The following is a 22,416-nucleotide window of genomic DNA, read 5'->3' as shown; positions in this document are numbered from 1 at the left end:
TGAAGACCCATCCGATCGGCAAGCAGCGCCGAATAACCCACAACGCTCGAGAGACGAGCACGGAAGGTTGACCGACATGTTCACTGTTCGTAAAGCTTTGGCCGCCACCGCAATCGGTGCACTCACCATCGTCCCGCTCGCCGCGTGCTCCAGCGACGACGCATCCAGCACCACCGACGCAGCCACCTCCTCGGAATCGTCGGCCATGGAGACCACCGAGAGCACCCCCGAGCCCGCAGCCGAGGTCGACGACCTCAGCAACGGCGTCGACACCGCAGTTGCTCTCGACCCCGGCTTCCTGGGCGCGCTGACCACCCTCGGCCTCACGCCGGGCGTAGTCGGAACCGCAACTCTCGCAGACGGTTCCATTCGCTTCCCGATCACCGGTGGCGACGTGAAGTACTGGGAGCCCGGCACGGTCGACCCCTACGTGCAGGGCGAGATCAACCACGACGGCAGCGGATTGTCGCTGACCGCAGGCGAGACCGTGGTCGAGCTGACCAACTTCGACATCGATCCGGGCACGTCGCTGCTCACCGGTGACGTCACGGTCAACGGCGAAGAGGCTGCTGCCGACGCCGTGCTGTTCGACCTCGACGGCCGCACCCTGCAGCCGTTGGCAACCGGCCCCGAGAACACTGCCATCCTGCAGGGCACGCAGGTGAAGATCTCGGAGACCGCAGCCGGACTGCTCAACGACACGTTCAAGACCGACGCTGTCACCCCGGGACTGCTCGTCGGCGTTGCGACCATCACGGTCAAGACCGCCGCATAGTCAGCTCCTGAACCCGTGCGCGGGCAGTCACCGACGACGTCGGTGCTGCTCGCGCTCTGGTGCTTTCACAGACGTTTCGTAAAACGCGACAGGGGACCGGGAATGAGAGCCTTCCGACGGATATACGGTGGCCACCCTCTGCATGCCGTCGGCCTGCTGCTCTCTTTCGCTCTGGTCGGCTACGTCGTCCACATCGCCGGGCCGAAAACGTTGTGGAACAGCGACATCTGGTGGCATTCCATCGCCGTCTGGTTCTTCGGATCGGTGCTGCTGCACGACGCGGTCCTGTTCCCGCTGTACTCGGCGGCCGATCGCCTTGTCACCGGGCTCGGACGACTGCAGCTGACCGTCTCGCCCGTCAACTACATTCGCGTCCCGGCTCTCGGCACAGCGCTGACGTTCTTGATGTTCTTCCCCGGAATACTGTCCCAGGGCGCGGAGACCTATCGTGCGGCAACAGGTTTGACCCAAGACCCCTTCTTGGAACGATGGCTGGTTCTGACAACGGTGTTGTTCGCCGCCAGCGCCGTCGTCTACTTCATTCGCCTCACCGTGGTACGGAGCCGAACATGAGCGTCACCGCAGACACCCTTTTCCATCGCGCCGCCGCTGGATTGCCCTGCTGGATCGGCGATTCCGACGGCTCGAGAGAACGTCTGCCCACAGCCCGCTGGATGGGCGGAAGCGCATCCTCGGAAGAGGATCGCCGAGCCGACCACGCCATGATCAGCCGATGTACCGGATCCACCATCGATCTCGGATGCGGACCCGGCCGGCTGACCGAAGCTCTTGCCCGCCGAGGACTCTCGGCGCTCGGCGTCGACACGTCCAAGGCTGCCGTCGACCTGACCATCGGCCGCGGCGGAAACGCCGTTCTCCGTGACCTGTTCGAGCCTCTGCCCGGCACCGGCACGTGGTCGTGTGTGCTGCTCGCCGACGGCAACATCGGCATCGGCGGGGATCCGGTGCGCCTGCTACGCCGAGCCGCCGATCTGCTGGCACCACACGGAGCCATCATCGCCGAGGTGGACGAACCGAGTGACTCCGGCATTCGGCACCGCACCGTCCGCTGGGAAACCGACACCATGGTCGGCGATTGGTTCGCCTGGTCGAGTGTCAGCGCCGACGCCACCGCCGACCTCGCCCGCGCCGCCGGCTTGCAGATGGTGGACGTGGCTCCGATCGACGGCCGCTGGTTCGCGCAGATGACTCCGGCTCCACTCACCAATTCGTGAACAGCAGATGATTGACGGCCAAGGCCCCGATCACCTGCAGCGCCAACCAGAATCGATGTGTTCGACGCGGCAGCACCGCCGGGGCGATCAACATCCACATCGCGAACGGCAGCCAGATTCGCTCCGTCTCCGCTTTGCTCAGCTGACTCAGATCGGCCATCACCACCGCCGCGAGGCCGCCGAGCACCAACAGGTTGATCGGCTGCACCCGCGCGGCGATGCGTGGGAAGGCCGCCGGCACAGCGACGCCGAGCGCGCAGAACAGTGCAGCGAAGTTCGCCCAGCCCCAGTACTCGAACGGACGATCCTTGGCGATGCCCTGGTAGTACCGCTCCTGCACCAGCTCGTACCCGTCGTACCACCAGAATCCGTACGCCGTGAAGATTCCCGCAACGAGCAGGGCACCGATCACCGCGCCGAGGAACGGCAGAACCTTTCGGCCCGCTATCAGCACCGCGACCGCCGGCAGACCCATCAACACCAGGCCGTAGTTCAAATAGATTCCGAATCCGAGAAGCACTCCCGCACCGATGGATGCGGGCCACAGCCAGCGCTTCGTCGAGACCGCCAGCAGCGCGATACCCCACGCCGCGACCCCGGCATAGAACGCGTCGGCGGAGACGGCGATCCAGATCGCTGCCGGTGCGATCGCCACGAACGGTGCTGCGCGCCTGGCCATGTCCTCGTCGCCCAGAACACCCAGCGTGAGAACCACGGCAACTGCGGCACTGGTTCCCACCAACACGCACAGCGTTGCCGCCCAGGCCCCGCCGCTCAGACCGAGACGGTCGAGCCAGACGAACGTCAGCAGCGCACCGGGCGGATGGCCCGAGACGTGAGTGGTCCACGAATCCGCCTGGTAATCCAGAATGCGCTCGGAGAATCCGCGCAGTGTCGCGGGGATGTCGGTGATGCCGGGCACCTCGTGCAGGTACTCGTCCGTCGAGGCCAACCGGTCGACGAACCCACGCTTCCAACCGTCGACCATCGCCAGCGCCATCGTCCACGCCGCCGACGCACCCCAGACGACGAACAACAGCCGCGTCCAGGACAGGCGTCGAGCCACGGTCGGTCCCCACAGCACGGTCGCCACCGCGATGAGGACGGCGAACGGCGTTCCCCATCCGACATGAACCTCACGAAAACCGAACAGCGGTGCGGCGTCGGCGAAATCGCGCACCTGCTGCGGTGTTCTGTTGATGATCGGGGTGACGATCTCGTTGCCCAGATACGGAACGACGAACGCGACGGCAACGAGCGCGACGGCCAGCGCACCGGCGACGGCTTCTCTCCAGTAACGGATAGTGTTTTCTCCCTGCGGACTTGAAGACGAACACGGTTTCGGACCAGCATATCGACCGACGGTGATGGAGGATGGGTAGATGAACACGCAAGCGGAGTTACAGGCCGAGATCGCGGTGATCGGCGGCAGTGGCTTCTACTCGTTCTTCGCCGACGACGCCGAAGAGATCGAGCTGGACACGCCCTACGGATCACCGAGCGCACCGATCACCGTCGGGGAGGTGGAAGGACGACGAGTTGCCTTTCTACCTCGACACGGCCGCGCTCACGAATACTCGCCGCACACCCTGCCGTATCGGGCCAACATGTGGGCGCTGCGCATGCTCGGTGTCAGCCGCGTGTTCGCCCCGTGTGCCGTGGGATCGTTGGTGGCCGAATACGGCCCGGGAACCGTCGTGATTCCGGATCAACTCGTCGATCGGACGTCCGGCCGTACCCAGACCTACTTCGACAACGGCGGCATCCACGTCGAATTCGCCGATCCCTACTGCGCGGAGTTACGCAGCGCGGCCGTCCAGGGGTCCGCGGTCGACGGCGGTGTCATGGTGGTCGTCGAGGGTCCCCGGTTCTCCACTCGCGCCGAGAGCCAATGGTTCGCGCGCCAAGGTTGGACACTGGTGAACATGACCGGTCATCCCGAAGCCGTCCTGGCCCGCGAACTCGAACTCTGTTACGCGCCGATAGCGTTGGTGACCGACCTCGACGCCGGGATCGAATCCGGTCAGGGAGTCAAAGCAGTGGACGTGTTCGCCGAATTCCAGAAGAACATCGAACCGCTCAAGGCGCTCGTCCGATCCGCGGTGCGCGACGCGCCGACCGGCGAGTGCCCGCACTGCCGGGTGCACGCCGGAGTCACACTGCCGGTCGAGCTGCCATGACTCGCGTACTGCTCACCGGCGCAGCCGGATTCATCGGGGGCCACATTCTCGACGCAGCGCGCGGCACCGATCTCGAGATGGTTGCCGTCGACGCCATGTTGGGTTCGGCCCACGGACCCGGCGCGACAGCCGAGGGCATCACCGATCTGGATGTGCGAGACAAGGATTCACTCGTCGAAGCGCTACGCGGTGTGGATGTCGTGTGCCATCAAGCTGCTGTCGTCGGCGCAGGCGTCGACGCCGCGGACGCGCCGGCATACGCCAGTCACAACGACTTCGGAACCGCAGTCCTGCTCGCGGCGATGTACGAGGCAGGGTGTTCCCGCCTGGTACTGGCATCGTCGATGGTGGTCTACGGCGAAGGGCGCTACCTCAATTCCTCCGGCGAGACCGTCGTCCCGCGACCGCGTACCCGAGCCGATCTGGACGCCGGGCTGTTCGACAACCGCGACCCTGCGTCCGGCGAGCCACTCGATTGGCTACTGGTCGAGGAAGATTCACCGCTGCAACCGCGCAGCACCTACGCAGCGAGCAAACTGGCGCAGGAGAATTACGCCTCCGCGTGGGCACTGTCGACCGGTGGTTCCGTCGTCGCGCTGCGCTACCACAACGTGTACGGCCCGCACATGCCGCGCAACACCCCGTATTCCGGTGTGGCGGCAATGTTCCGGTCCTCGCTCGAACTCGGCAAGCCGCCCACGGTCTACGAGGACGGCAAGCAGGCCCGCGATTTCGTCCACGTGCACGACGTGGCAGCAGCGAACATCGCGTCCATCTCCGCCGAACTGAACGGCTTCACCGCGCTCAACGTGTGCTCGGGTCATCCGATCACCATCGGGGAGGTGGCGTCCGTTCTCGCCGACGCCAGGGGTGGACCAGCCCCCGAGGTCACCGGCCAGTACCGAGCCGGGGACGTACGGCACATCGTCGCCAGTCCACAGCGGGCAGAACAGGTTCTGGGATTTCGCGCGCAGATCCTGCCGCAGGACGGTCTCACCGCGTTCGCCGATGCACCGTTGCGCGACGCCGAGGGAACGGGCCCGCCCCGTGTCTGAGCCCGGATCGGTCACAGTCGTCATTCCCTGCATGAACGAAGCCGAATCGCTTCCGGCCGTGCTGGATTCGATCCCGCCGGGATATCGAACGATCGTCGTGGACAACAACTCGACCGACGCCACCGCCGCGGTGGCAGCCGCCCACGGCGCTGCAGTGGTAGCGGAAACCGTCCCCGGATACGGAGCTGCCGTGCACGCGGGCGTCCTCGCCGCCGACACCGATATCGTCTGCGTGCTCGACGGAGACGGCTCGATGGACCCGCGCGACCTACCCACCCTGGTGGCTGCACTGAACAGCGCAGACCTGGCCGTCGGCCGTCGCCGGCCCGCCAAGGGAAGCTCCCCGCTGCACGCAAAAATCGGCAATGCCGTTCTGTCTCTTCGACTTCGGACCAAGTACAACTTGCCCGTACACGACCTCGGTGCCATCCGAGCGGTCCGCCGACAAGCACTACTCGACCTCGATGTCACCGACCGACGCTCCGGCTACCCGCTGCAGCTGCTCGTGCTCGCGGCCGAGGCCGGCTGGACCGTCGTCGAACACGACGTGGACTACCGACCACGAACCGCAGGCACGTCCAAGGTCTCGGGCTCGGTCCGCGGCACCATCGTGGCCGTGCGCGACTTCTGGAAGGTGCTCTCGTGACCGTCACCGCCCTCGTCGTGGCCAAAGCACCCGTTCCAGGACTTGCCAAGACTCGCCTCGCCGCCACGATCGGCGACGCGGCCGCCGCCGAGGTGGCAGCTGCCGCGCTGCTGGACACCCTCGACGCCGTCGCGGCAGCGGACGTCGACCACCGCGTCGTGGCCCTCACCGGCCATCTTCACGACGCGGCCCGCGCCGAGGAACTCACCCGAGCCCTCGCGTCGTTCACCGTGATCCCGCAGCGCGGCGACGGACTGGGCGAACGGCTGGCGAATGCGCACGCCGACGCCGCACCCGCGGGTGCGGTACTTCAGATCGGAATGGACACCCCGCAGGTCACCGGGCGACTGCTCAGCGACGCAGCCGCGCTGCTGGCCGACACCGATCTACTCGGTGCCGCCGAGGACGGCGGTTGGTGGATCCTGGGTCTACGGAATCCTGCTCAGGCCCGGGCATTGCTGGACGTACCGATGTCGGCACCGTCGACGGGCGACGACACTCGGGTGGCACTGACCGCTGCGGGAGCCGAGGTCACCATGGTGTCGCAATTGCGAGATGTGGATTTCGAGTCCGATCTCGATGTGGTGTCGAATATGTGCACACCGAACAGTCGCTTTCGCCGAGTCGTCGAACAATTACGCAAAACTCATTGATTTTTGTTTTCGAGAAGGACACGAAAACAATCCGTCGGGTCTCTACATCTGTTGGGGAACAAGAAGCTTCACTTTGTCGCATTTGCCGGACCGCACGCGATGTATATCGAACAGCAACACTTCATAACCACCGTTTCACGGCGATTTCTCAGACATCAGTGCTACAAAGTGTCCATGACCGGGTTGCTGATAGGCGTAGTCGTCTGGATGGTGTGCGCTGCAATAGTCGCCACTGTCCTCGGCCGCGTCGCGCACCGAGGAGATTCCGAGGAACTCGGATCCACCATCGAGTGGAATATCGACGGTCTCGATCGCGAAGTTCAACACGAGAACTGACGGTCTCAGTCGACTCGATCGACCAATTCGATCAGGATTGCCGACGCTGCGGCCAACGTTTCCCGCTGCCGAGCCGACAACTCGTCCAACTGTTCGGCGAGAGCGATTTCGCGAGACGCCACTTCGTCGCGAGCAGTCGCAACGCCCGCCTCGGTCAACTGCAGCACCACCTGCCTGCCGTCGGTCGGGTGCGGCTCACGGACAATCAGGCCGGCCTCGACCAACTGATGCGACGACCGCGACACCGACGGCGGCTTGATTCGCTCCCGAGAAGCCAGTTCACCGGTCGTCATCGGGCCCTCACGAAGCAACGTCGTCAGAATCGACAACTGAGCCACCGGCAACCGGTCGCTCGAATGCCGCAGACGCAGTCTCCGATTCAGCCGCATCGCACTGACGGACAGATCCCGCGCCAGTTGGGAATCGGGTAGATCACTCACGGTGTCCAGATTACGACACGGAGGTGCATTCGCCCGATTCGCGAAACCGGGCTCGAGTCGATTTACCCCACCTATAACAAACCGCTGCTATGGTTCCGAGGTGTTATCGGGGAAACACCATGAAACGGGGCAATTTTGACACGCGTGGGATCCAGAGTCCTGACAGTCGCAGCACTGACGGTGACCGCATCGGTGCTGGTCACAGGACCAACGGCCCTCGCCGACCCCAACGCGATCAACCCCATCGCCGGTCTCAACGGAACATTCGGATTACCGCAACTGCACGGCCGCGCACAGGCCGTCGCCCAGGTGACCGGAATGTCGAGCCCGAACATGACCCAAAACGTCAACATGATCGGCACCGACCTCGGCATCATGTGGGACAACGGCCGAGGCGAGGTCCTGACCGCCTTCGGCGACACCGCAGGCGTCGGCGTCCCCAACCTCCTGCAAGGCAGCCTCTGGTCCTGGCGCAGCAACGCCATCGTCCGCAGCAACGACCGAAACCTCGCCGACGGCATGAACTTCGACAGCGTCGTCAAGGACGCCGTCGGACAGACCAAAGAAGTCGTCCCCAGCCCCAAGATCCCCTTCGTCGAAATCAGCCGAATCCCCACCGCCGGAGTCGCCGTGGGCGACACCCAGTACCTCAACCTCATGTCGGTCAAGAACTGGGGACCCGCAGGTACCTGGGACACCAACTTCTCCGGCCTCGCCGCCTCGACCGACAACGGAGAGAACTGGGCCGCACTACCCGAGACCCACAGGCCCAGCGCCGGCGGAGATCGAAACTTCCAGCAAAGCGCCTACCTGAAGGACAACGGATACATCTACCAGTACGGCACACCGCCGGGTCGCTCCACACTCGGCCACGTCGCTCGCGTCAGAGAAGCGGACATCACGAGGCTCGGCGAATACGAATATTGGACGGGTAAGGACTGGAAGAAGGGCGATCCCGCAGCGGCCGCCCCCATCGTCGACGGCGTCGGCGAACTGTCGGTTGCATACAACGCCGCTGTGGGCCAGTACCTGATGATGACCACCGACAACGCCAATTCCATTGTGCTGCGGCGCTCTTCGTCGCCCGTCGGACCGTGGAGCCCACCCGAGGTACTGGTCGACACTCGCGAGATCAGCTCGATCTACGCCCCGTACATCCACCCGTTCTCGACGGGCCGCGACCTCTACTTCTTGGCGACGGTGTTCCAGAACTACAACGTGCTGTTGCTGCGGGCCACGCTGTAGCAGTTCCCATTAGGCTTCCGGCGTGGACGCTGCCGAATGGGATCGCAAGTACGAACGCCGAGAACTCGTCTACGGCGAGGCTCCGAATGCCACTTTGGTCGAAGTCGCGACGACAATCCCGCGCGGTCGAGCCCTCGATCTGGCGGCCGGCCAAGGTCGCAACGCCATCTGGCTCGCGACGCGCGGCTGGACCGTGGACGCCGTCGACTTCTCGTCGGTGGCATTGACGCGGGCGAGTCGAGTGGCCGAGTCGGCCCCGCGGTCGGTGCGCGAGCGCCTGACCTGGATACACGCCGATGTGACGAAGCTGGCAACCGAGCCCAACTATGACCTGGTGCTCATGTTCTACCTCCATTTGCCTCCGGACGAGCGACGCCGAGCCGTATCGGCTGCGGTGTCCGCGTTGAAACCTGATGGAATCCTCATGATTCTCGGCCATCACTCGTCGAACATCACCGACGGCGTCGGCGGTCCACAGGAACCCGAGATCCTGTACACGCCAGAGGATCTGGCGGCGGACGTCGGGGACCGACTCACCGTCACCACGGCCGAGAACCGGTATCGAGACGTGACCGACGGCACAGCGATCGACGCTCTATTACTGGCGAGTAGGTCCGCCCTTGGCAGCGGAACCGATCGGGGGTAATATCCGTTAAGTTACCGACGAGTAGCTAACTTGGGCGGTACTCACGAGACCGCACCACCGACTGGAGAGCGAACGAGCAATGGGCCATTACAAGAGCAACCTCCGGGACCTCGAATTCAATCTCTTCGAGCTGTTCGGACTCGACGAGACCCTCGAGGGCGACAACTTCGGCGACATGGACGGTGAAGTAGCCCGTGACATGCTGCGCGAGGTAGTACGCCTGGCCGAGGGCCCCCTGGCGGAATCCTTCGCGGACGCCGACCGCAACCCCCCGGTCTTCGATCCCGAGACCCACAGCCTGAAGCTGCCCGAATCCTTCAAGAAGTCCTACAAGGCCCTCGCCGACGGTGAGTGGTGGCGCGTCGGCCTCGACGAAGAGGTCGGCGGCATGGCAGCGCCTCGTAACCTCCTGTGGGGCATCAACGAGATGCTCCTCGGCTCGCAGCCCGCCGCCTTCATGTACTCCGCAGGCCCCGGCTTCGCAAACATCCTGTACCACAACGGAACCGACGAGCAGAAGGAATGGGCCAAGGTCGCCGTCGAGCGCCAGTGGGGTGCCACCATGGTCCTCACCGAGCCCGACGCCGGATCCGACGTCGGCGCAGGACGCACCAAGGCGATCAAGCAGGACGACGGCTCCTGGCACATCGAGGGAGTCAAGCGCTTCATCACCTCGGCCGTCTCCGACGACCTCTTCGAGAACATCTTCCACCTCGTGCTCGCCCGCCCCGAAGGTGCCGGACCGGGCACCAAGGGCCTGAGCCTGTTCTTCGTTCCGTCCATCCTCTTCGACTTCGAGAAGGGTGAACTGGGAGAGCGCAACGGTGCCTTCGTCACCGGCGTCGAGCACAAGATGGGCCTCAAGGCCTCCGCAACCTGTGAGCTCACCTTCGGTGGCCACGGCGTCCCCGCCAAGGGCTGGCTCGTCGGCGAGGTCCACAAGGGCATCGCGCAGATGTTCGACGTCATCGAGCACGCTCGAATGATGGTGGGCACCAAGGCAATCGGCACCCTCTCCACCGGCTACCTCAACGCACTCGAGTACGCCAAGGAACGCGTCCAGGGCGCAGACCTGACGCAGATGACCGACAAGACCGCACCGCGCGTCACCATCACGCACCACCCCGACGTGCGCCGCAGCCTCATGATGCAGAAGGCGTACTCCGAGGGCCTGCGCGCGGTGTACCTCTACACCGCCGCACACCAGGACCCGATCACCGCCAAGCAGGTCTCGGACGCCGACGAAGACATCGCCTACCGCGTCAACGATCTGCTGCTGCCCATCGTCAAGGGCGTCGGCTCGGAGATCGCCTACCAGGTGCTCGCCGAATCGCTGCAGACCTTCGGTGGCTCCGGCTTCCTGCAGGACTACCCCGTCGAGCAGTACATCCGCGACGCCAAGATCGACTCGCTGTACGAGGGCACCACCGCCATCCAGGCGCAGGACTTCTTCTTCCGCAAGATCGCCCGCGACCGCGGCGTAGCCCTGGCTCACGTTGCCGGACAGATCAAGTCGTTCATCGACAGCGAAGCAGGCAACGGACGCCTCAAGGCCGAGCGCGCACTGCTGGCCACCGCCCTCGAGGACGTCCAGGCCATCGTCACCTCGATGACCCAGCACCTCATGGGCGCACAGGACCAGCCCACCGAGCTGTACAAGGTCGGCCTGGCATCGGTGCGTTTCCTCATGGGCTTCGGCGACCTGCTCATCGGCTGGCTGCTGCTGCGTCAGTCCGAAATCGCCATCGCCGCACTGGACAACGGCGCAGAGGGTAAGGACAAGGCGTTCTACGAGGGCAAGATCGCAGTGGCCTCGTTCTTCGCCAAGAACATCCTGCCGCAGCTCACCGCCACGCGCGCCATCCTCACCAACATCGACAACGACATCATGGAACTGGACGAAGCAGCATTCTGATTCCCTGAAACCTTCGACGGCCGCACCTGTTCATCGGGTGCGGCCGTTGTTGTTCGTGCGCCGTCGGTCTCGCCTCGGTTGACGGCCTGCGTAGCGGCGCAAACGCGCGCGCGTTTGTCAGATGCGCGCGAATTCTGCGGGATACTAAGGCAATTCCGCGCGCGTTCGGCAAATGCGCGCGCGTTTGCGACCTAGCCGGGGCCGATGGACTTCACGCGCCACGGTCACCGAACCCGACCCACGTAGACGCTCCCCCGTAGACGCTTCCCCCAGCCCTGGCGCAAACGCGCGCGCGTTTGTCAGATGCGCGCGGATTCTGCGGAATAGTTAGGCGATTTCGCGCGCGTTCGGCAAATGCGTGCGCGTTTGCTCCCGACTCGATGTAATTCGCACGCTGCCTCGCGGTGGCGGCAAGGCAGCGGCCCGTTCTACAGCTCGGGCAACGCGAGCCACCAACTCTGCTGGATTCGCCAGGTCCGCCCAGGTCCAGCGCACCACCGGATATCCGAGATCGCGCACCGCGTCCTCCCGTACCTTCTCCCTGAACACCACGTCGCCGGGGTTCTCATCCTGTCGTAAGTATTTCGTGTACTTGGCTTTACCGTCGAACTCGCATACGACGAGGCCATTGACCATCCAATCGATCCGTGCCACCGATCGCCCACTTGGATCCAGGATCTCCACCTGAGACTCGACGTCGAATCCACCCTGGCGCAGTATGATTCGACTCTGCGATTCCCCCGGGTTCTCGCTGCGCCCGTCCATGAGGTTCACGGCTCGTCGCGCCTGCGCCACACATTTCCAGCCCCGAGCCCGCTGCAACTCCGCGTCGAGCTCACTCTCGTCACAGCACTTCAGCGCCACGTCACCTGCGATTACCGCAGACAGCAGCGTCTCGGTTCGAGCAAGGTCGACCACTGTCCGAGCCAGCGAGGTCACCGAGACACCGTCGACCGTCACGCTCGATAAGGACGGTGCACAGTGCACGGTCACAGCCGTATTCGTACGACCGCCGCCGCGGCGGTGTCGGGTGACGTGAACCTTGTCCAATCCGCCAGTGGGTAAGGGTAATCCGTGCAGTAGTGCAGCCGAACGGTGACTGACGACGTAACCACCGGACAAGATCGGCAAAACCGCATCGATCAACAGTCTGTGCCGCTCCTGTTCTGTCAGCCCGGCCAATCTCGACGACGGAACGTAGACGCCATTCACAAAGCGCTCCCAGCCACCCCGCTCATACATTGCGCGCAACTCGTGATCGGCGCTCCCGTCTGCCAGCGCCTCGGAGCGTCGAATCATTCGGTCGTCCTTCATGCTCCGAGTCTCGGCCATGCGTCGACGGAGTCGAGCTCGAAAGCTGACGACTGTGCACAACTCCGGGCTTGTGGATGAATACAGGTACCGGCGTACCAGTTCGCCTAGCTGTCAGTCCCGCAAACGCGCGCGCATTTGTCAGGTGCGCGCAGAATTGTCGACTATTCGGCCACTATTTCGCGCGCGTTCAGCACGTGCGCGCGCGTTTGCGAAGCAGACGGAGCCGAAACAGGTGGACGAGCAAACGAGGCCGCACCGAGCGAAGCGCAGCTGCACCACCAGGAGAACCGGCTCGGCAAAGCGTCGCTGGCAGACTTCACGAGACCGACCTGACAAACGCGCGCGCATTTGTCAGATGCGCGCAGAATTGCCCACGATTGGGCCACTATTTCGCGCGCGTTCAGCAAGTGCGCGCGCGTTTGCGAAAACCGGAGGGCGAACCGAACAGGCCGAAGGTGGGCGGACAGGGCCGAACCGGTGGGCGAACCGAACAGGCCGAAGGTGGGCGGACAGGGCCGAACCGGTGGGCGGGCCGAACAGGTTGAAGGGGGCCGAACCAAGTCGAAGCGAGACTACTGCTGAAGTTTGCGGAACTTGCTGCCGTGGAACACGATTGGATTGACTTCACTCTGTACTTCGAGGGAATGGATGCGTAGCAACACTATTGCGTGATCGCCCGCTGGGATTTGTTGCTCGACGGTGGTGTCGAGCCAGGCGGTGGCACCGACGATGAAGGCCGCGCCTCCGTCGGTGACGGTGAGGTCGAGACCGGCGAAGCGGTCACCGGTCTTCGCAGCCAAAGTGCGGACGGCATCGTTGTGTGCTTCCCCGAGCACGCTGACGCCGATGTTCGGCGCAACTTCCAGCTTCGGCCACGTGGTCGACGTGTTCTGGATGCACACCGCTACCAACGGTGGATCGATCGACACCGACACGAAGCTGCTGGCCGCCAAGCCCACCAGGGCACCGTCGATTTTCGCAGCGATCGCCACGACGCCACTGGGGAACTGCGCGTACGCCTCACGAAGTGTCTGTTGATCGAGGACGGTGCGTGTGAGCGTCATGGAGAATGCTCCCTTTCGATCGTGCGGTGCCGAGCGCACCTCTACTGTTGCAACCTCGTCGCGGCGGCATTCGTTCCGGGCATACGTCTACATCCAGCAAACACCCGATCGAGCGTCGACGCCACAGTCCGAATCCGCGTGATTCGAAGTGACACGTCGAGCACAGGACGTCACTCGTCGTCGTTCGGGCGCGGGGGGTCGTCGGGTTCGGGGGCCGGAGCCGGACGATCGGGCTGGACGCATTTGACGATCGGAATGGGGTCGTATTTCACGGTTCTCGTGTTGCGGGAGATCTCCCTGCCCGACGCGGCGTCGCTGATCACCCGGGTGTCACTGGCGGTGAATCCCGGTCCCCCGCCGGACGCGACGCAGCCGGCACCGGCCGGCAATGTCACGGTATTGGGCGAGGTGGGCCGCGTCCGGGGCCCGGTGATCGATTCGACGTCGACGGTTTTGGTGCCCCACAGCCGGACGGTGACGCTGGACGAATCCGCGAACGACTCGATCACCACGCCAGTGTCGTTGGGGTTGGTGAACTTCAGGTCGATGGCACCTTCGAAGACCGTCGCCTCCCGGGCCTCGGGGTATCGACTGATGTAGTAGCTGTGCTCGGTGTGGTCGGTGTCTTCCATACCCGCGAAGTACGACGCGTTGTACAGCGTCGTCGCGAATTGGCTGATGCCGCCGCCGACGGCACGATCGGGTCGACCGTTGTCGATGATTCCCGATTCGACGAAGCCCTGAGCGGTCCCGCGCGGACCGGTGTACCCGTTGAGCGAGAACGTCTCCTTCGGCTTGACCAGCGCGCCGTTGACGATCTGCGCGGTGAGACCGATGTTGACGCCCGACGCGTACTCGAAACCTCCGGTCGTGTACTCCGCGACCACCTCTCGCACGCCGAGATTCTCAGCCGCTTCGGTGGTGAGGGCAGGCGGCGCCGGTTCGTAGACGGCCTCGGTCGAGCGCGGACCGTCCGCAGCCAGCAGGGCGGGAAGCTGTTCGAGGGTCTTGTTCCACTCGACCAGCTCACCCATCACTCCGGGAACGACGGTGGGAGCTCCGCCGGAGAACGTGAACGACGCATCCTTGGGCGGAACTTCGGTGCGGACCAGCTGCGGAGCGAGAATGCCGGTGGCGATACCGGTGTCGTAGATCGGCGTGAGGCCGCCCTGCCCGTCCGGGTCGAAGCGCAGCACCTCACCCACACGGTCCACCGGCAACGTTGCATCCACGTTCTGGCGACCTTCGATGACCACCGGTGCCGACACTGCGGGGACCGCGACGTTCGACAGTGCCTGATCGACCGCATCCTGGGTCACGGTGACAGGGGTGGATTCGTAGACGACCTCGGTCGCACCCGTCGACCACTCGGTCTGCAGATTTCGACGCGTCCCGTCGGCGTCCAGAACTCGCCCGGCCAGCGGTTCGACGGCTACCGGGGTGGCACCTTCGAAGACGACGTCGCCTTCGACGGGCGCACGGTCCGTCTCCGCTCGCAGGCCGTCGATGGCTACCGAGAGTGCCTGCTCGTCGGTGGTCGAGACGACGCCGATCTCCCGGCTTCCGAACAGCGATGTCAGACGCGTGATCGGGTTGATGGGCTGCGTCCCCGCGCGATCGAGCGTCGCGTTCCAATCGACTCCCAGCCCGGCCGCGGCAGGCAACACCTCGACCTGCCGGTCGTCGATGCCCACCTGAATCGGCTCCTCCGCCCGAGGTCCCAATTCGGCACGCAGTACGGCCTCGGCGTCGGAATGACTCTTGCCGCCTACCTCGATACCGGCAACGGTCACACCGCGCGGAACCCGATCGCTGGAGGCAATCCAGTCCGCCGCGTACAGCAGCCCGAGGACGGCAACCACCGCGCCGGTACCGATGGCAATCTTCTTCCACGGCGGCGTGGAAGAAGATCCGTTGTGCTCCGCCGAACCGTTCTCAGGGGGAGTAGAGGGAGGTTCAGTCGGTGGCTGAGGTTGCCCGGCGTCAGAAGCGGACGGCAGAACAACGGGCTGCGCCACCGTCGGCGATTCGTCCGCCACCGGTGCGGGCTGCGCGTCCGCGCCGGGTGCAGCAGACTCGGCCTCGTCGATCTGGTCGACGTCCGAATTACCGGCGGTATCGAGGTCGGCAACCGGCTCGGATCGGTCGACCTCGGCGGTGCCATCGGATGCGGTTCCGTCGGCCTGTGTCAGCTCGGCTTCGTCAGCCTCGACTTCGTTCGCCTCGGATTCCGTGGCGTCCTGGCCCTCGGAGACCGGCTGCACTGCATGCTTCGGTGCCTCGGCATCGTCGCGGATGGCCCCGAACACCTCGGTCGGCGTGTCGTACGGCGGTACGTCGGGGCGTGGCTCGGCACCTTTCGGCGCGTCACCCGACCTACTGTTGCCCTCGCTCACATTCGACCCTTCCAGGACCGTCGATACATATTCCGGCCTGCTGCGCGGCGTACCCCGCGAACGAGCTTACGCAAACCGCACAGCACCGCTCGTTCCGAGACCCTCGCATGCGCCGTACGCAAAAGGCCCCGCACTGCTGCCGGGTCGGGGGTCAGGCAGCAGTACGGAGCCACACGGAATATATGCAGACTTCAACCACTCGTTACAGCGAGTTCGGAATTGCCATCGTCATTTCATTCGATTGAATGAACCGTGGGTCGTCGAACCGTCGTCCTGCTCCACGGCCCGCGCCCAATGTCCCGTCCTGACCAGCGCAAGAGTGAGCAGAAGCCGGTCGCGTGCATCCGTCAGATCACGCCCGGTCAACTCCTCGATTCGGCGCACCCTGTAGATGACGGTGTTGCGATGGCAGTAGAGCGCCTTCGCAGCGTTGGTGGGCGAACCGTCCGAAGCGAGCATGTGCGCCAACGTGTCGAGCAACGTTTCTCGGTGGGGCTCCGGATGTGTGAACAGCGCGCCGAGCGCATGGCGAACCAATAGTTCCGACGACTGATCGTCGGCGGCCATGATCACCCTCGGCAAACGGTCCGTCGCCAACGCGACACCACTGTCTTCGGTGATGGTCTCGGCCGTCAGTGCCGCCAGGCGATACGCCGCTGCGAACGACGCCACCCCCTCGGGCGAATGCGCCACACCGACCGGGCCGACCGCCCGCGCGGCTAGGGCGTCGATGACCGATCTCCACGATCCGGTCCCGAGTGCCACGAGCGCGAATTGGTGCCCGTCCCGAGTGTTCCAGTGGGACACTGCGCCGATCTGGTCCATCGCGTCCTCGGGCGCGGGGAGCGGAGGCGACCCCTGATCGTCGAGCGGGCCGACCACGCAGGCGATCTGCTGTGAGGCCGACAGGCCGAGGGTCGCGCGGGCCTCGATCACGAAAGCCGGATCACCGCCTCGGCCCGACCGGAGACCGTCCAAGATCACCAGCACATTGGCGAGATCACGCTGCTGCATACGCGCGCTCTCCTGGCGGTACGCCTCGACGAGAGTTTCGTACTGACTGTCCAGCGCTCTCCACAACTGCTGGCCGGCGACGAGCAGGAGATGCTCGTCGATCACGGACCTGCATTGTTCACGCTCGAGCATCAACTCTTCCCACAGCGTCCGACTCCCGAGCGTGTACGCCTTCAGCACCAACTCCATCGGAATGCCTTGGCGCGCACGCTCTCTCCCGGTGCGACGCCATACCTCTCGGGCGTTGTCGCCCGCGGCCGCAAGACCGGACAGCGTGCGTAGGCCCTGGCTGATATGCGCGCGAGTACTGCGACGAATTTCGCCGGCGATGTCAGGAGTGGAGCTTGCCAGGTATGCGGGTTCCTGCTCTATCAGCGCCAGCGTGATCGAGTCGGCGATCGCATCCGCCCGCGGCAACAGCGCGGCCCACGCATCGCGAATCTTCTCCTGGTCGGAGGGCTTCACTGCGCCGCGCGCAGCGGATCGCGACGTCGCGCGCCGCACCCCGGGAGAAGCCATCCGCTCATTTTTGCGCACAGAGCCCACATCACAGGGTGAATTGACCGTTACTGGTGCCCAGACACCCAAACATTCTGTGCGGAGCGCCCATACCGCGCGTTGTGCTGGACGCCCCATAGTGGACCCAACAGATTGTGAGGTGCATCACTTGAAATCTCTCGACACGATGGATCCGGTCCTCACCATGACGGACGTCGACGTGTCCTTCGGCGGCATCGTCGCGCTCTCCGGAGTGACCATCGAGGTGCGACCCGGCGAAGTCCTCGGCGTCATCGGACCCAATGGGGCAGGCAAGACCACACTGTTCAACGTTGCGTGCGGTCTCGTTCGACCCCAATCGGGAACCCTGGGCCGACACGGCGAAACCTTGAGCCGCCTGCGCCCACACGACCTGCCCCGGCTCGGCATGAGCCGAACGCTGCAGGGACTGGGACTGTTCGATCGAATGACCGTGCTGGACAACGTCATGGTCGGGGCCGACCGAACGGCACGCACCGGAATCCTCAGCGGCCTCCTGGGCCTTCCCTCGAGCGCGGCCGACGACGCGGCGGTCCGCTCGACCGCCATGAACACCCTGGAACGACTGCGCATCGACGGCTACGCGCACCGGCTGCCACCGAGCCTGCCCTACGCGGTGCGCAAACGCGTGGCCCTCGCGCGCGCACTGGTGAGCGAACCGTCGCTGATCCTGCTCGACGAACCCGCCTCGGGCCTGTCCAACGACGAAATGAGCGAACTAGGTGACGAGATCCGCTCTCTCACAGCAGTAAACAAGGATTCACAGCCGGACCGACCGGCAACATCGGTCATGCTCGTCGAACACCACATGGACCTCGTCATGACCGTGTGCGACCGGATCTACGTCCTGGACTTCGGCAAGGTCATCGCCCAGGGCACACCGGATCGGATTCGCGAGGATCCGGCCGTACTGGCCGCATATCTCGGAAACGAGGTGGCACATGACAACTGACGCGACACACCTGAAGATCACCGACCTCACCGTGCACTACGGGCCGGTCACCGCCCTCGATTCGGTGTCGATGACCGTCACCGCGGGCACGATCACCGCCGTACTCGGAGCGAACGGTGCCGGAAAGACCACGCTGCTGCGCACTGTCTCCGGCCTCCTGAAGCCGACGTCGGGACGCATCGAGCTCGCCGGCGTCGACATCGTCGGCATACCTCCGGATCGCATGTCCCGTAAAGGGCTTGCACACGTGCCCGAAGGTCGGGGCGTGATAGCCGAATTGACCGTCGACGAGAATCTTCGCCTCGGTGCGTTGGGACGCAACAGAAGTCACGACGCCGTGACCCTCGATCGGATCTACGACATGTTCCCGCCGCTGACCGGACGCCGAACCTCGTCGGCGCACACGCTGTCGGGCGGAGAACGGCAGATGTTGGTGATCGGTCGAGCGCTGATGGCAACGCCGTCGGTTCTTCTCCTCGACGAACCGTCGCTCGGGTTGGCACCGAAAGTCGCCGCTCAGATCTTCGAAACGCTGCGCGCACTCGTCGATTCCGAATCGATGACGGTCGTGCTCGTCGAACAGAACGCACGAAGTGCACTGTCCATCGCCGAACATGCCGTCGTCCTCGATCTGGGCAAGGTCGCGGTGGAAGGCCCGGCCGACACCTTGGCCGGGGACGACGCCCTCCGACACGCCTATCTCGGGTTCTAGAGCAAGCCGAAAGGACGCCAGCCACAGTGCAACAACTGCTCACCATCCTCATCAACGGCGTGACGACAGGCATGGTCTATGCCGCGTTCGCCCTCGCTCTCGTCCTCATCTGGCGATCGACCCGCATCGTCAACTTCGCCCAGGCACCGATGGCCATGATCACCACGTACGTCGCACTGGTCGTCATCGACGCCGGTTACTCGTACTGGTTGGGCTTCGGAGTCGCGCTGCTCAGCGGACTGCTGTTGGGAGCGTTGATCGAACGACTCGTCATTCGGTTCGTCGACAGCTCCTCGCACATCAACCCGGTGATTCTGACGCTCGGGTTGTTCATCATCATCCACGCGGTTGCGGCCATCATCTTCGGGAACCAATTTCGTTCGTTCCCAGCACCGTTCGGTCTCACCGGCCAGAAGGTCGGGGAGATCAACGTGGCCCTGACCGGATACGACGTGTTCAAGATCGTCGCCGTTCTCGTGGTCCTGGGCTTGCTGATTCTGCTGTTCCGGTTCACCGATCTGGGACTGAAGATGCGCGCCAGCGCATTCGAGCAGGAGGTGGCCAAGCTGCTCGGAGTCCGGGTGAGTCGAATGCTCACGCTCGGTTGGGCTTTGGCCGCAGTCGTCGGATCGCTGGCCGGGCTGCTCATTGCCGGCGGCTCTCTGGTGCACCCCGGGTACATGGACTCGATCGTCGTCTTCGGTTTCGTCGCAGCCGTTCTCGGCGGTCTCGACAGCCCGGCAGGTGCAGTGGTCGGAGGCCTGCTGATGGGCGTCGGGCTCAGTTTCGTCAGCGGCTACCTCGGCCAGGACCTCGTGTCGAGCGCGGCGTTGATCATTCTGATCGTCGTTCTCCTCGTCCGCCCGAGCGGGTTGTTCGCCAGCGCAGCAGCCAGGAGGGTATGACGTGAACGCAACTCTCACTCGAATCACGGCCACCCCGGTACGACGCCACTTCCTCTGCGCTGTCATCGGACTCGTCGTCATCGTCCTGGCGCTCGAATCACTGAGCACCTTCCGTCAGAGTCAGCTGACGTCGGTCGCGTACCTGGCGATCGCAGCCGGCGGATTGACCGTGCTGACCGGTCTGAGCGGGCAGCTCTCACTCGGGCACGGTGCGTTCATGGCCGTCGGTGCGTACACCGCGGCATTGATGCTGCGGGCCAACGATTCCGGATGGTCGGTGCCCCTCGTACTGCTGGCCGCCACCGTGATCTCTGCGCTGGTGGGCGTGGTCGTGGGAGTGGCCGCCGCCCGACTGCACGGCCCGTACCTGGCCGGTGCGACGCTGGCGCTCGCCGTCGCCGTACCGGGACTGGCTCTGTACTTCTCGGACTACCTCGGCGGTGAACAGGGTCTCGTCGTCCCGGCCCCGAAAGTGCCGGACCTGATCGACGACATGATGTTCTTCGTCACCGGAAACGAGCTCAGCGGAACCAAATTCGTCGCCTACGTCAGCTGGGTGCTGCTCGTCGTCGTGTTCTTCCTGTTGGCGAACGTCTCGTCGAGCCGGATCGGCCGTCGCTGGCGGGCCGTTCGGGACGACGAAGTAGCCGCCGAGCTGTCCGGGATCGATCTCGGGCGGGCACGCATCCTGGCGTTCGTCGTCAGCGCCGCATGCGCGGGTGCCGGAGGTGCCGTCCTCGCGATGTCGGCGCGGATCGCGGCCCCGAGCGGGTTCACTCTGACGCTCTCCCTGACATTGCTCTCCGCCGTCGTCATCGGCGGGCTCGGCACTCTGTCCGGGGCATTGATCGGGGCGCTGCTGCTCACCTACATCCCACCGGTGGTCACCAACCTCGGACTCGATCTGGGGCTGAGCAGTCTGCAATCCGCCGAACTCGCACCACTGGTGACCGGCATCTTCACCGTCCTGGTCATCCTGTTCGCCCCACTGGGTCTGGTGGGCACGTTTCGAAGGTTGCGTTCAACCAGAAAAGAGATGAAATGAAGAAGTTCGGATCGGTGGCGGTCAGAACGACCGCACTCGTCGCCGTCGTCTCGTTGGCCGCAGCGTGCGGTGCAGGCGGAAGAGACGAGGCAACAGAATCCTCGGAAGGCTCGACGATCGGCATCACCGACACCTCGGTGAAGATCGGAGCCCACTTCCCCCTGACCGGGGTCGCAGCACCCGGGTACAGCGAAATACCCACGGGCGCAAAGGCTTACTTCGACTACGTCAATGCCGCGGGCGGCGTCAACGGCAGGCAGATCGAGTACGTCGTTCGTGACGACTCCTACGATCCGACGACCACCACCCAGGTCGTCAACGAACTCGTCCTCCAGGACGAAGTGTTCGCCGTCGTCGGTGGACTCGGCACAGCGACGCACAGCGCAGTCATCGACTTCCTGAACGAGGAGGGTGTGCCGGATCTCTTCGTCTCCTCCGGCGCCATCATGTGGGGCAACGACCCCGAGAAGTACCCCAATACCTTCGGCTGGCAGCCCGATTACCAGGTCGAGGGCAAGATCATCGGCGACTGGGTGACGAAGAACCGGCCCGACGCCAAGGTCGGACTGTTCCTTCAGGACGACGATCTCGGCAGGGACAGCGAAGCCGCGGTACGCCAGTATCTCGACGACCAGATCGTCGAGGTCGTGCGCTATACCTCCGGCAACACCGATGTCGCACCACAGATCGCCGCTCTACAGGGTGCCGGAGCCGACCTCGTGCTCGGCTTCAACGTCCCGTCGTACACCGCGCTGAGCCAACTGACCGCGATGCGGCTCAACTACGATCCCGAGTGGTTCTACAGTTCGATCGGCTCCGACGTCGACCTGGTCGGTTCTCTGCTCGGACGCTTCTCCCAGGGCGCGGTCACCAACGGTGCCCAGTCCCTCGAAGGCATGATTTCGCTCGAATACATCCCCGGCGTCGACTCCCCCGAGAATCCGTGGACGCAACTGTGGCAGAAGGTCTGGGCTCAGAACGGAACAGGTGACCCACTGACCAACTACCGCATCTACGGACTCAGCCAGGCCTACGCGTTCGTGCAGGCTCTTCAGGCGGCAGGCGAGAATCCCACTCGTGAGGGCATCGTCTCCGCGATCCAGGACGGCGGAATGGACTTCCAGGGCCCGCAGCTGGCCCCGTTCCGATACTCCGAAGAAAGTCACCTCGGAATTTCCGGAGCCAGTGTCTTCCAGATCCGCGGAGGTGTACCCGAGTACCTGACTCCCGTGTTGCAGACCGACATCGGAGACTCGGCAGTGGAGGAATACACCGGGGACGAATCGACTCCGCCGGAGAGCGGCATACCCGGCTGATCGGACACGAAAAGGCACGCAGAGCTCGCTCTNNG

Annotated in this window: 22 protein-coding genes; 16 read left to right on the top strand and 6 right to left on the bottom strand. The window is 64.5% G+C overall.

Going from position 1 to position 22,416, the window contains the following annotated elements:
* Positions 1-76 precede the first annotated feature (76 nt).
* The 3 genes from CH262_RS19650 to CH262_RS19640 all read left to right on the top strand — a co-directional run bounded on the left by CH262_RS19650 (position 77) and on the right by CH262_RS19640 (position 2,010).
* A complete protein-coding gene (locus CH262_RS19650; RefSeq protein ID WP_094622573.1) occupies positions 77-775 on the top strand; it encodes a hypothetical protein in 699 nt (232 codons plus the stop codon).
* 102 nt (positions 776-877) lie between these two features.
* Entirely contained in the window at positions 878-1,348 is a 471-nt protein-coding gene (locus tag CH262_RS19645; RefSeq protein WP_094718210.1) for a hypothetical protein, read from the top strand.
* On the top strand, positions 1,345-2,010 hold the full coding sequence (locus CH262_RS19640; RefSeq protein ID WP_032367078.1) for a methyltransferase domain-containing protein: 666 nt from the start codon (positions 1,345-1,347) through the stop codon (positions 2,008-2,010). Before CH262_RS19645 ends, CH262_RS19640 begins: the two co-directional genes overlap by 4 nt.
* On the opposite strand, the gene CH262_RS19635 is transcribed toward CH262_RS19640, so the two are convergent.
* Positions 1,997-3,280, bottom strand: a complete 1,284-nt coding sequence (locus CH262_RS19635; RefSeq protein WP_373453796.1) for a hypothetical protein — start codon at positions 3,278-3,280, stop codon at positions 1,997-1,999. The two genes, CH262_RS19640 and CH262_RS19635, sit on opposite strands and share 14 nt — an antisense overlap.
* Positions 3,281-3,392: 112 nt before the next feature.
* Here CH262_RS19635 and CH262_RS19630 point away from each other — a divergent pair, with 112 nt between their 5' ends.
* From CH262_RS19630 to CH262_RS27730, 5 genes are all read left to right on the top strand, one after another.
* Positions 3,393-4,190, top strand: coding sequence for an S-methyl-5'-thioadenosine phosphorylase (locus CH262_RS19630; RefSeq protein WP_063216429.1), 798 nt, complete (start codon positions 3,393-3,395; stop codon positions 4,188-4,190).
* Positions 4,187-5,245 (top strand): NAD-dependent epimerase/dehydratase family protein, encoded by a 1,059-nt coding sequence (locus tag CH262_RS19625; RefSeq protein WP_094718209.1) that lies wholly within the window; start codon positions 4,187-4,189, stop codon positions 5,243-5,245. The genes CH262_RS19630 and CH262_RS19625 overlap by 4 nt, the downstream gene beginning before the upstream one ends.
* A complete protein-coding gene (locus CH262_RS19620) occupies positions 5,199-5,891 on the top strand; it encodes a glycosyltransferase family 2 protein (protein WP_094651114.1) in 693 nt (230 codons plus the stop codon). Before CH262_RS19625 ends, CH262_RS19620 begins: the two co-directional genes overlap by 47 nt.
* A complete protein-coding gene (locus tag CH262_RS19615; protein WP_032390240.1) occupies positions 5,888-6,544 on the top strand; it encodes a TIGR04282 family arsenosugar biosynthesis glycosyltransferase in 657 nt (218 codons plus the stop codon). The genes CH262_RS19620 and CH262_RS19615 overlap by 4 nt, the downstream gene beginning before the upstream one ends.
* A 174-nt stretch (positions 6,545-6,718) precedes the next feature.
* The gene (locus tag CH262_RS27730) at positions 6,719-6,880 is read left to right on the top strand and encodes a hypothetical protein (protein ID WP_167328661.1); all 162 of its coding nucleotides are present in this window, start codon (positions 6,719-6,721) and stop codon (positions 6,878-6,880) included.
* Positions 6,881-6,885: 5 nt separating this feature from the next.
* Here the strand turns inward: CH262_RS27730 and CH262_RS19610 are convergent, their stop codons facing one another.
* Positions 6,886-7,320: a MarR family winged helix-turn-helix transcriptional regulator gene (locus CH262_RS19610; RefSeq protein ID WP_032367083.1), complete on the bottom strand. Its 435-nt coding sequence runs from the start codon at positions 7,318-7,320 to the stop codon at positions 6,886-6,888.
* A 144-nt stretch (positions 7,321-7,464) separates the two neighbouring features.
* Between CH262_RS19610 and CH262_RS19605 the strand changes: the two genes are divergently transcribed.
* The 3 genes from CH262_RS19605 (at position 7,465) to CH262_RS19595 (ending at position 11,126) form a co-directional block, all read left to right on the top strand.
* Positions 7,465-8,565: a DUF4185 domain-containing protein gene (locus tag CH262_RS19605; RefSeq protein WP_373453793.1), complete on the top strand. Its 1,101-nt coding sequence runs from the start codon at positions 7,465-7,467 to the stop codon at positions 8,563-8,565.
* A gap of 22 nt (positions 8,566-8,587) precedes the next feature.
* Complete coding sequence (locus tag CH262_RS19600; protein ID WP_032374819.1) at positions 8,588-9,211, top strand: class I SAM-dependent methyltransferase; 624 nt, start codon at positions 8,588-8,590, stop codon at positions 9,209-9,211.
* A 79-nt stretch (positions 9,212-9,290) separates the two neighbouring features.
* The gene (locus CH262_RS19595; protein WP_027495393.1) at positions 9,291-11,126 is read left to right on the top strand and encodes an acyl-CoA dehydrogenase; all 1,836 of its coding nucleotides are present in this window, start codon (positions 9,291-9,293) and stop codon (positions 11,124-11,126) included.
* Positions 11,127-11,453: 327 nt separating this feature from the next.
* Here the strand turns inward: CH262_RS19595 and CH262_RS27365 are convergent, their stop codons facing one another.
* The 4 genes from CH262_RS27365 to CH262_RS19575 all read right to left on the bottom strand — a co-directional run bounded on the left by CH262_RS27365 (position 11,454) and on the right by CH262_RS19575 (position 17,433).
* Positions 11,454-12,044: a hypothetical protein gene (locus CH262_RS27365; RefSeq protein ID WP_143547135.1), complete on the bottom strand. Its 591-nt coding sequence runs from the start codon at positions 12,042-12,044 to the stop codon at positions 11,454-11,456.
* A gap of 968 nt (positions 12,045-13,012) precedes the next feature.
* Positions 13,013-13,504, bottom strand: a complete 492-nt coding sequence (locus CH262_RS19585; RefSeq protein ID WP_032369483.1) for a flavin reductase family protein — start codon at positions 13,502-13,504, stop codon at positions 13,013-13,015.
* Positions 13,505-13,674: 170 nt separating this feature from the next.
* On the bottom strand, positions 13,675-15,900 hold the full coding sequence (locus tag CH262_RS19580; RefSeq protein WP_094718208.1) for a VanW family protein: 2,226 nt from the start codon (positions 15,898-15,900) through the stop codon (positions 13,675-13,677).
* Positions 15,901-16,128: 228 nt separating this feature from the next.
* Entirely contained in the window at positions 16,129-17,433 is a 1,305-nt protein-coding gene (locus tag CH262_RS19575) for a PucR family transcriptional regulator (RefSeq protein WP_052057399.1), read from the bottom strand.
* Between the two features lie 148 nt (positions 17,434-17,581).
* On the opposite strand from CH262_RS19575, the gene CH262_RS19570 reads away from it, so the two are divergent.
* From CH262_RS19570 to CH262_RS19550, 5 genes are read left to right on the top strand one after another with little or no spacing between them, the layout of a single operon-like run.
* Positions 17,582-18,403: an ABC transporter ATP-binding protein gene (locus CH262_RS19570; RefSeq protein ID WP_230591267.1), complete on the top strand. Its 822-nt coding sequence runs from the start codon at positions 17,582-17,584 to the stop codon at positions 18,401-18,403.
* Positions 18,393-19,115, top strand: coding sequence for an ABC transporter ATP-binding protein (locus CH262_RS19565; protein WP_027495389.1), 723 nt, complete (start codon positions 18,393-18,395; stop codon positions 19,113-19,115). The genes CH262_RS19570 and CH262_RS19565 overlap by 11 nt, the downstream gene beginning before the upstream one ends.
* A 26-nt stretch (positions 19,116-19,141) precedes the next feature.
* Positions 19,142-20,020 carry a branched-chain amino acid ABC transporter permease gene (locus tag CH262_RS19560; protein WP_032374817.1) on the top strand — a complete coding sequence of 293 codons (879 nt, stop codon included), beginning with the start codon at positions 19,142-19,144 and terminating at the stop codon, positions 20,018-20,020.
* 1 nt (position 20,021) lies between these two features.
* Positions 20,022-21,065: a branched-chain amino acid ABC transporter permease gene (locus CH262_RS19555; RefSeq protein ID WP_032369486.1), complete on the top strand. Its 1,044-nt coding sequence runs from the start codon at positions 20,022-20,024 to the stop codon at positions 21,063-21,065.
* A complete protein-coding gene (locus CH262_RS19550; RefSeq protein WP_032369487.1) occupies positions 21,062-22,381 on the top strand; it encodes an ABC transporter substrate-binding protein in 1,320 nt (439 codons plus the stop codon). The genes CH262_RS19555 and CH262_RS19550 overlap by 4 nt, the downstream gene beginning before the upstream one ends.
* Positions 22,382-22,416: the final 35 nt, after the last annotated feature.

This window comes from Rhodococcus sp. 05-2255-1e, assembly GCF_002259025.1.
Lineage (GTDB): Bacteria > Actinomycetota > Actinomycetes > Mycobacteriales > Mycobacteriaceae > Rhodococcoides > Rhodococcoides fascians.
This window is presented reverse-complemented; position numbering and strand designations above follow the sequence as displayed.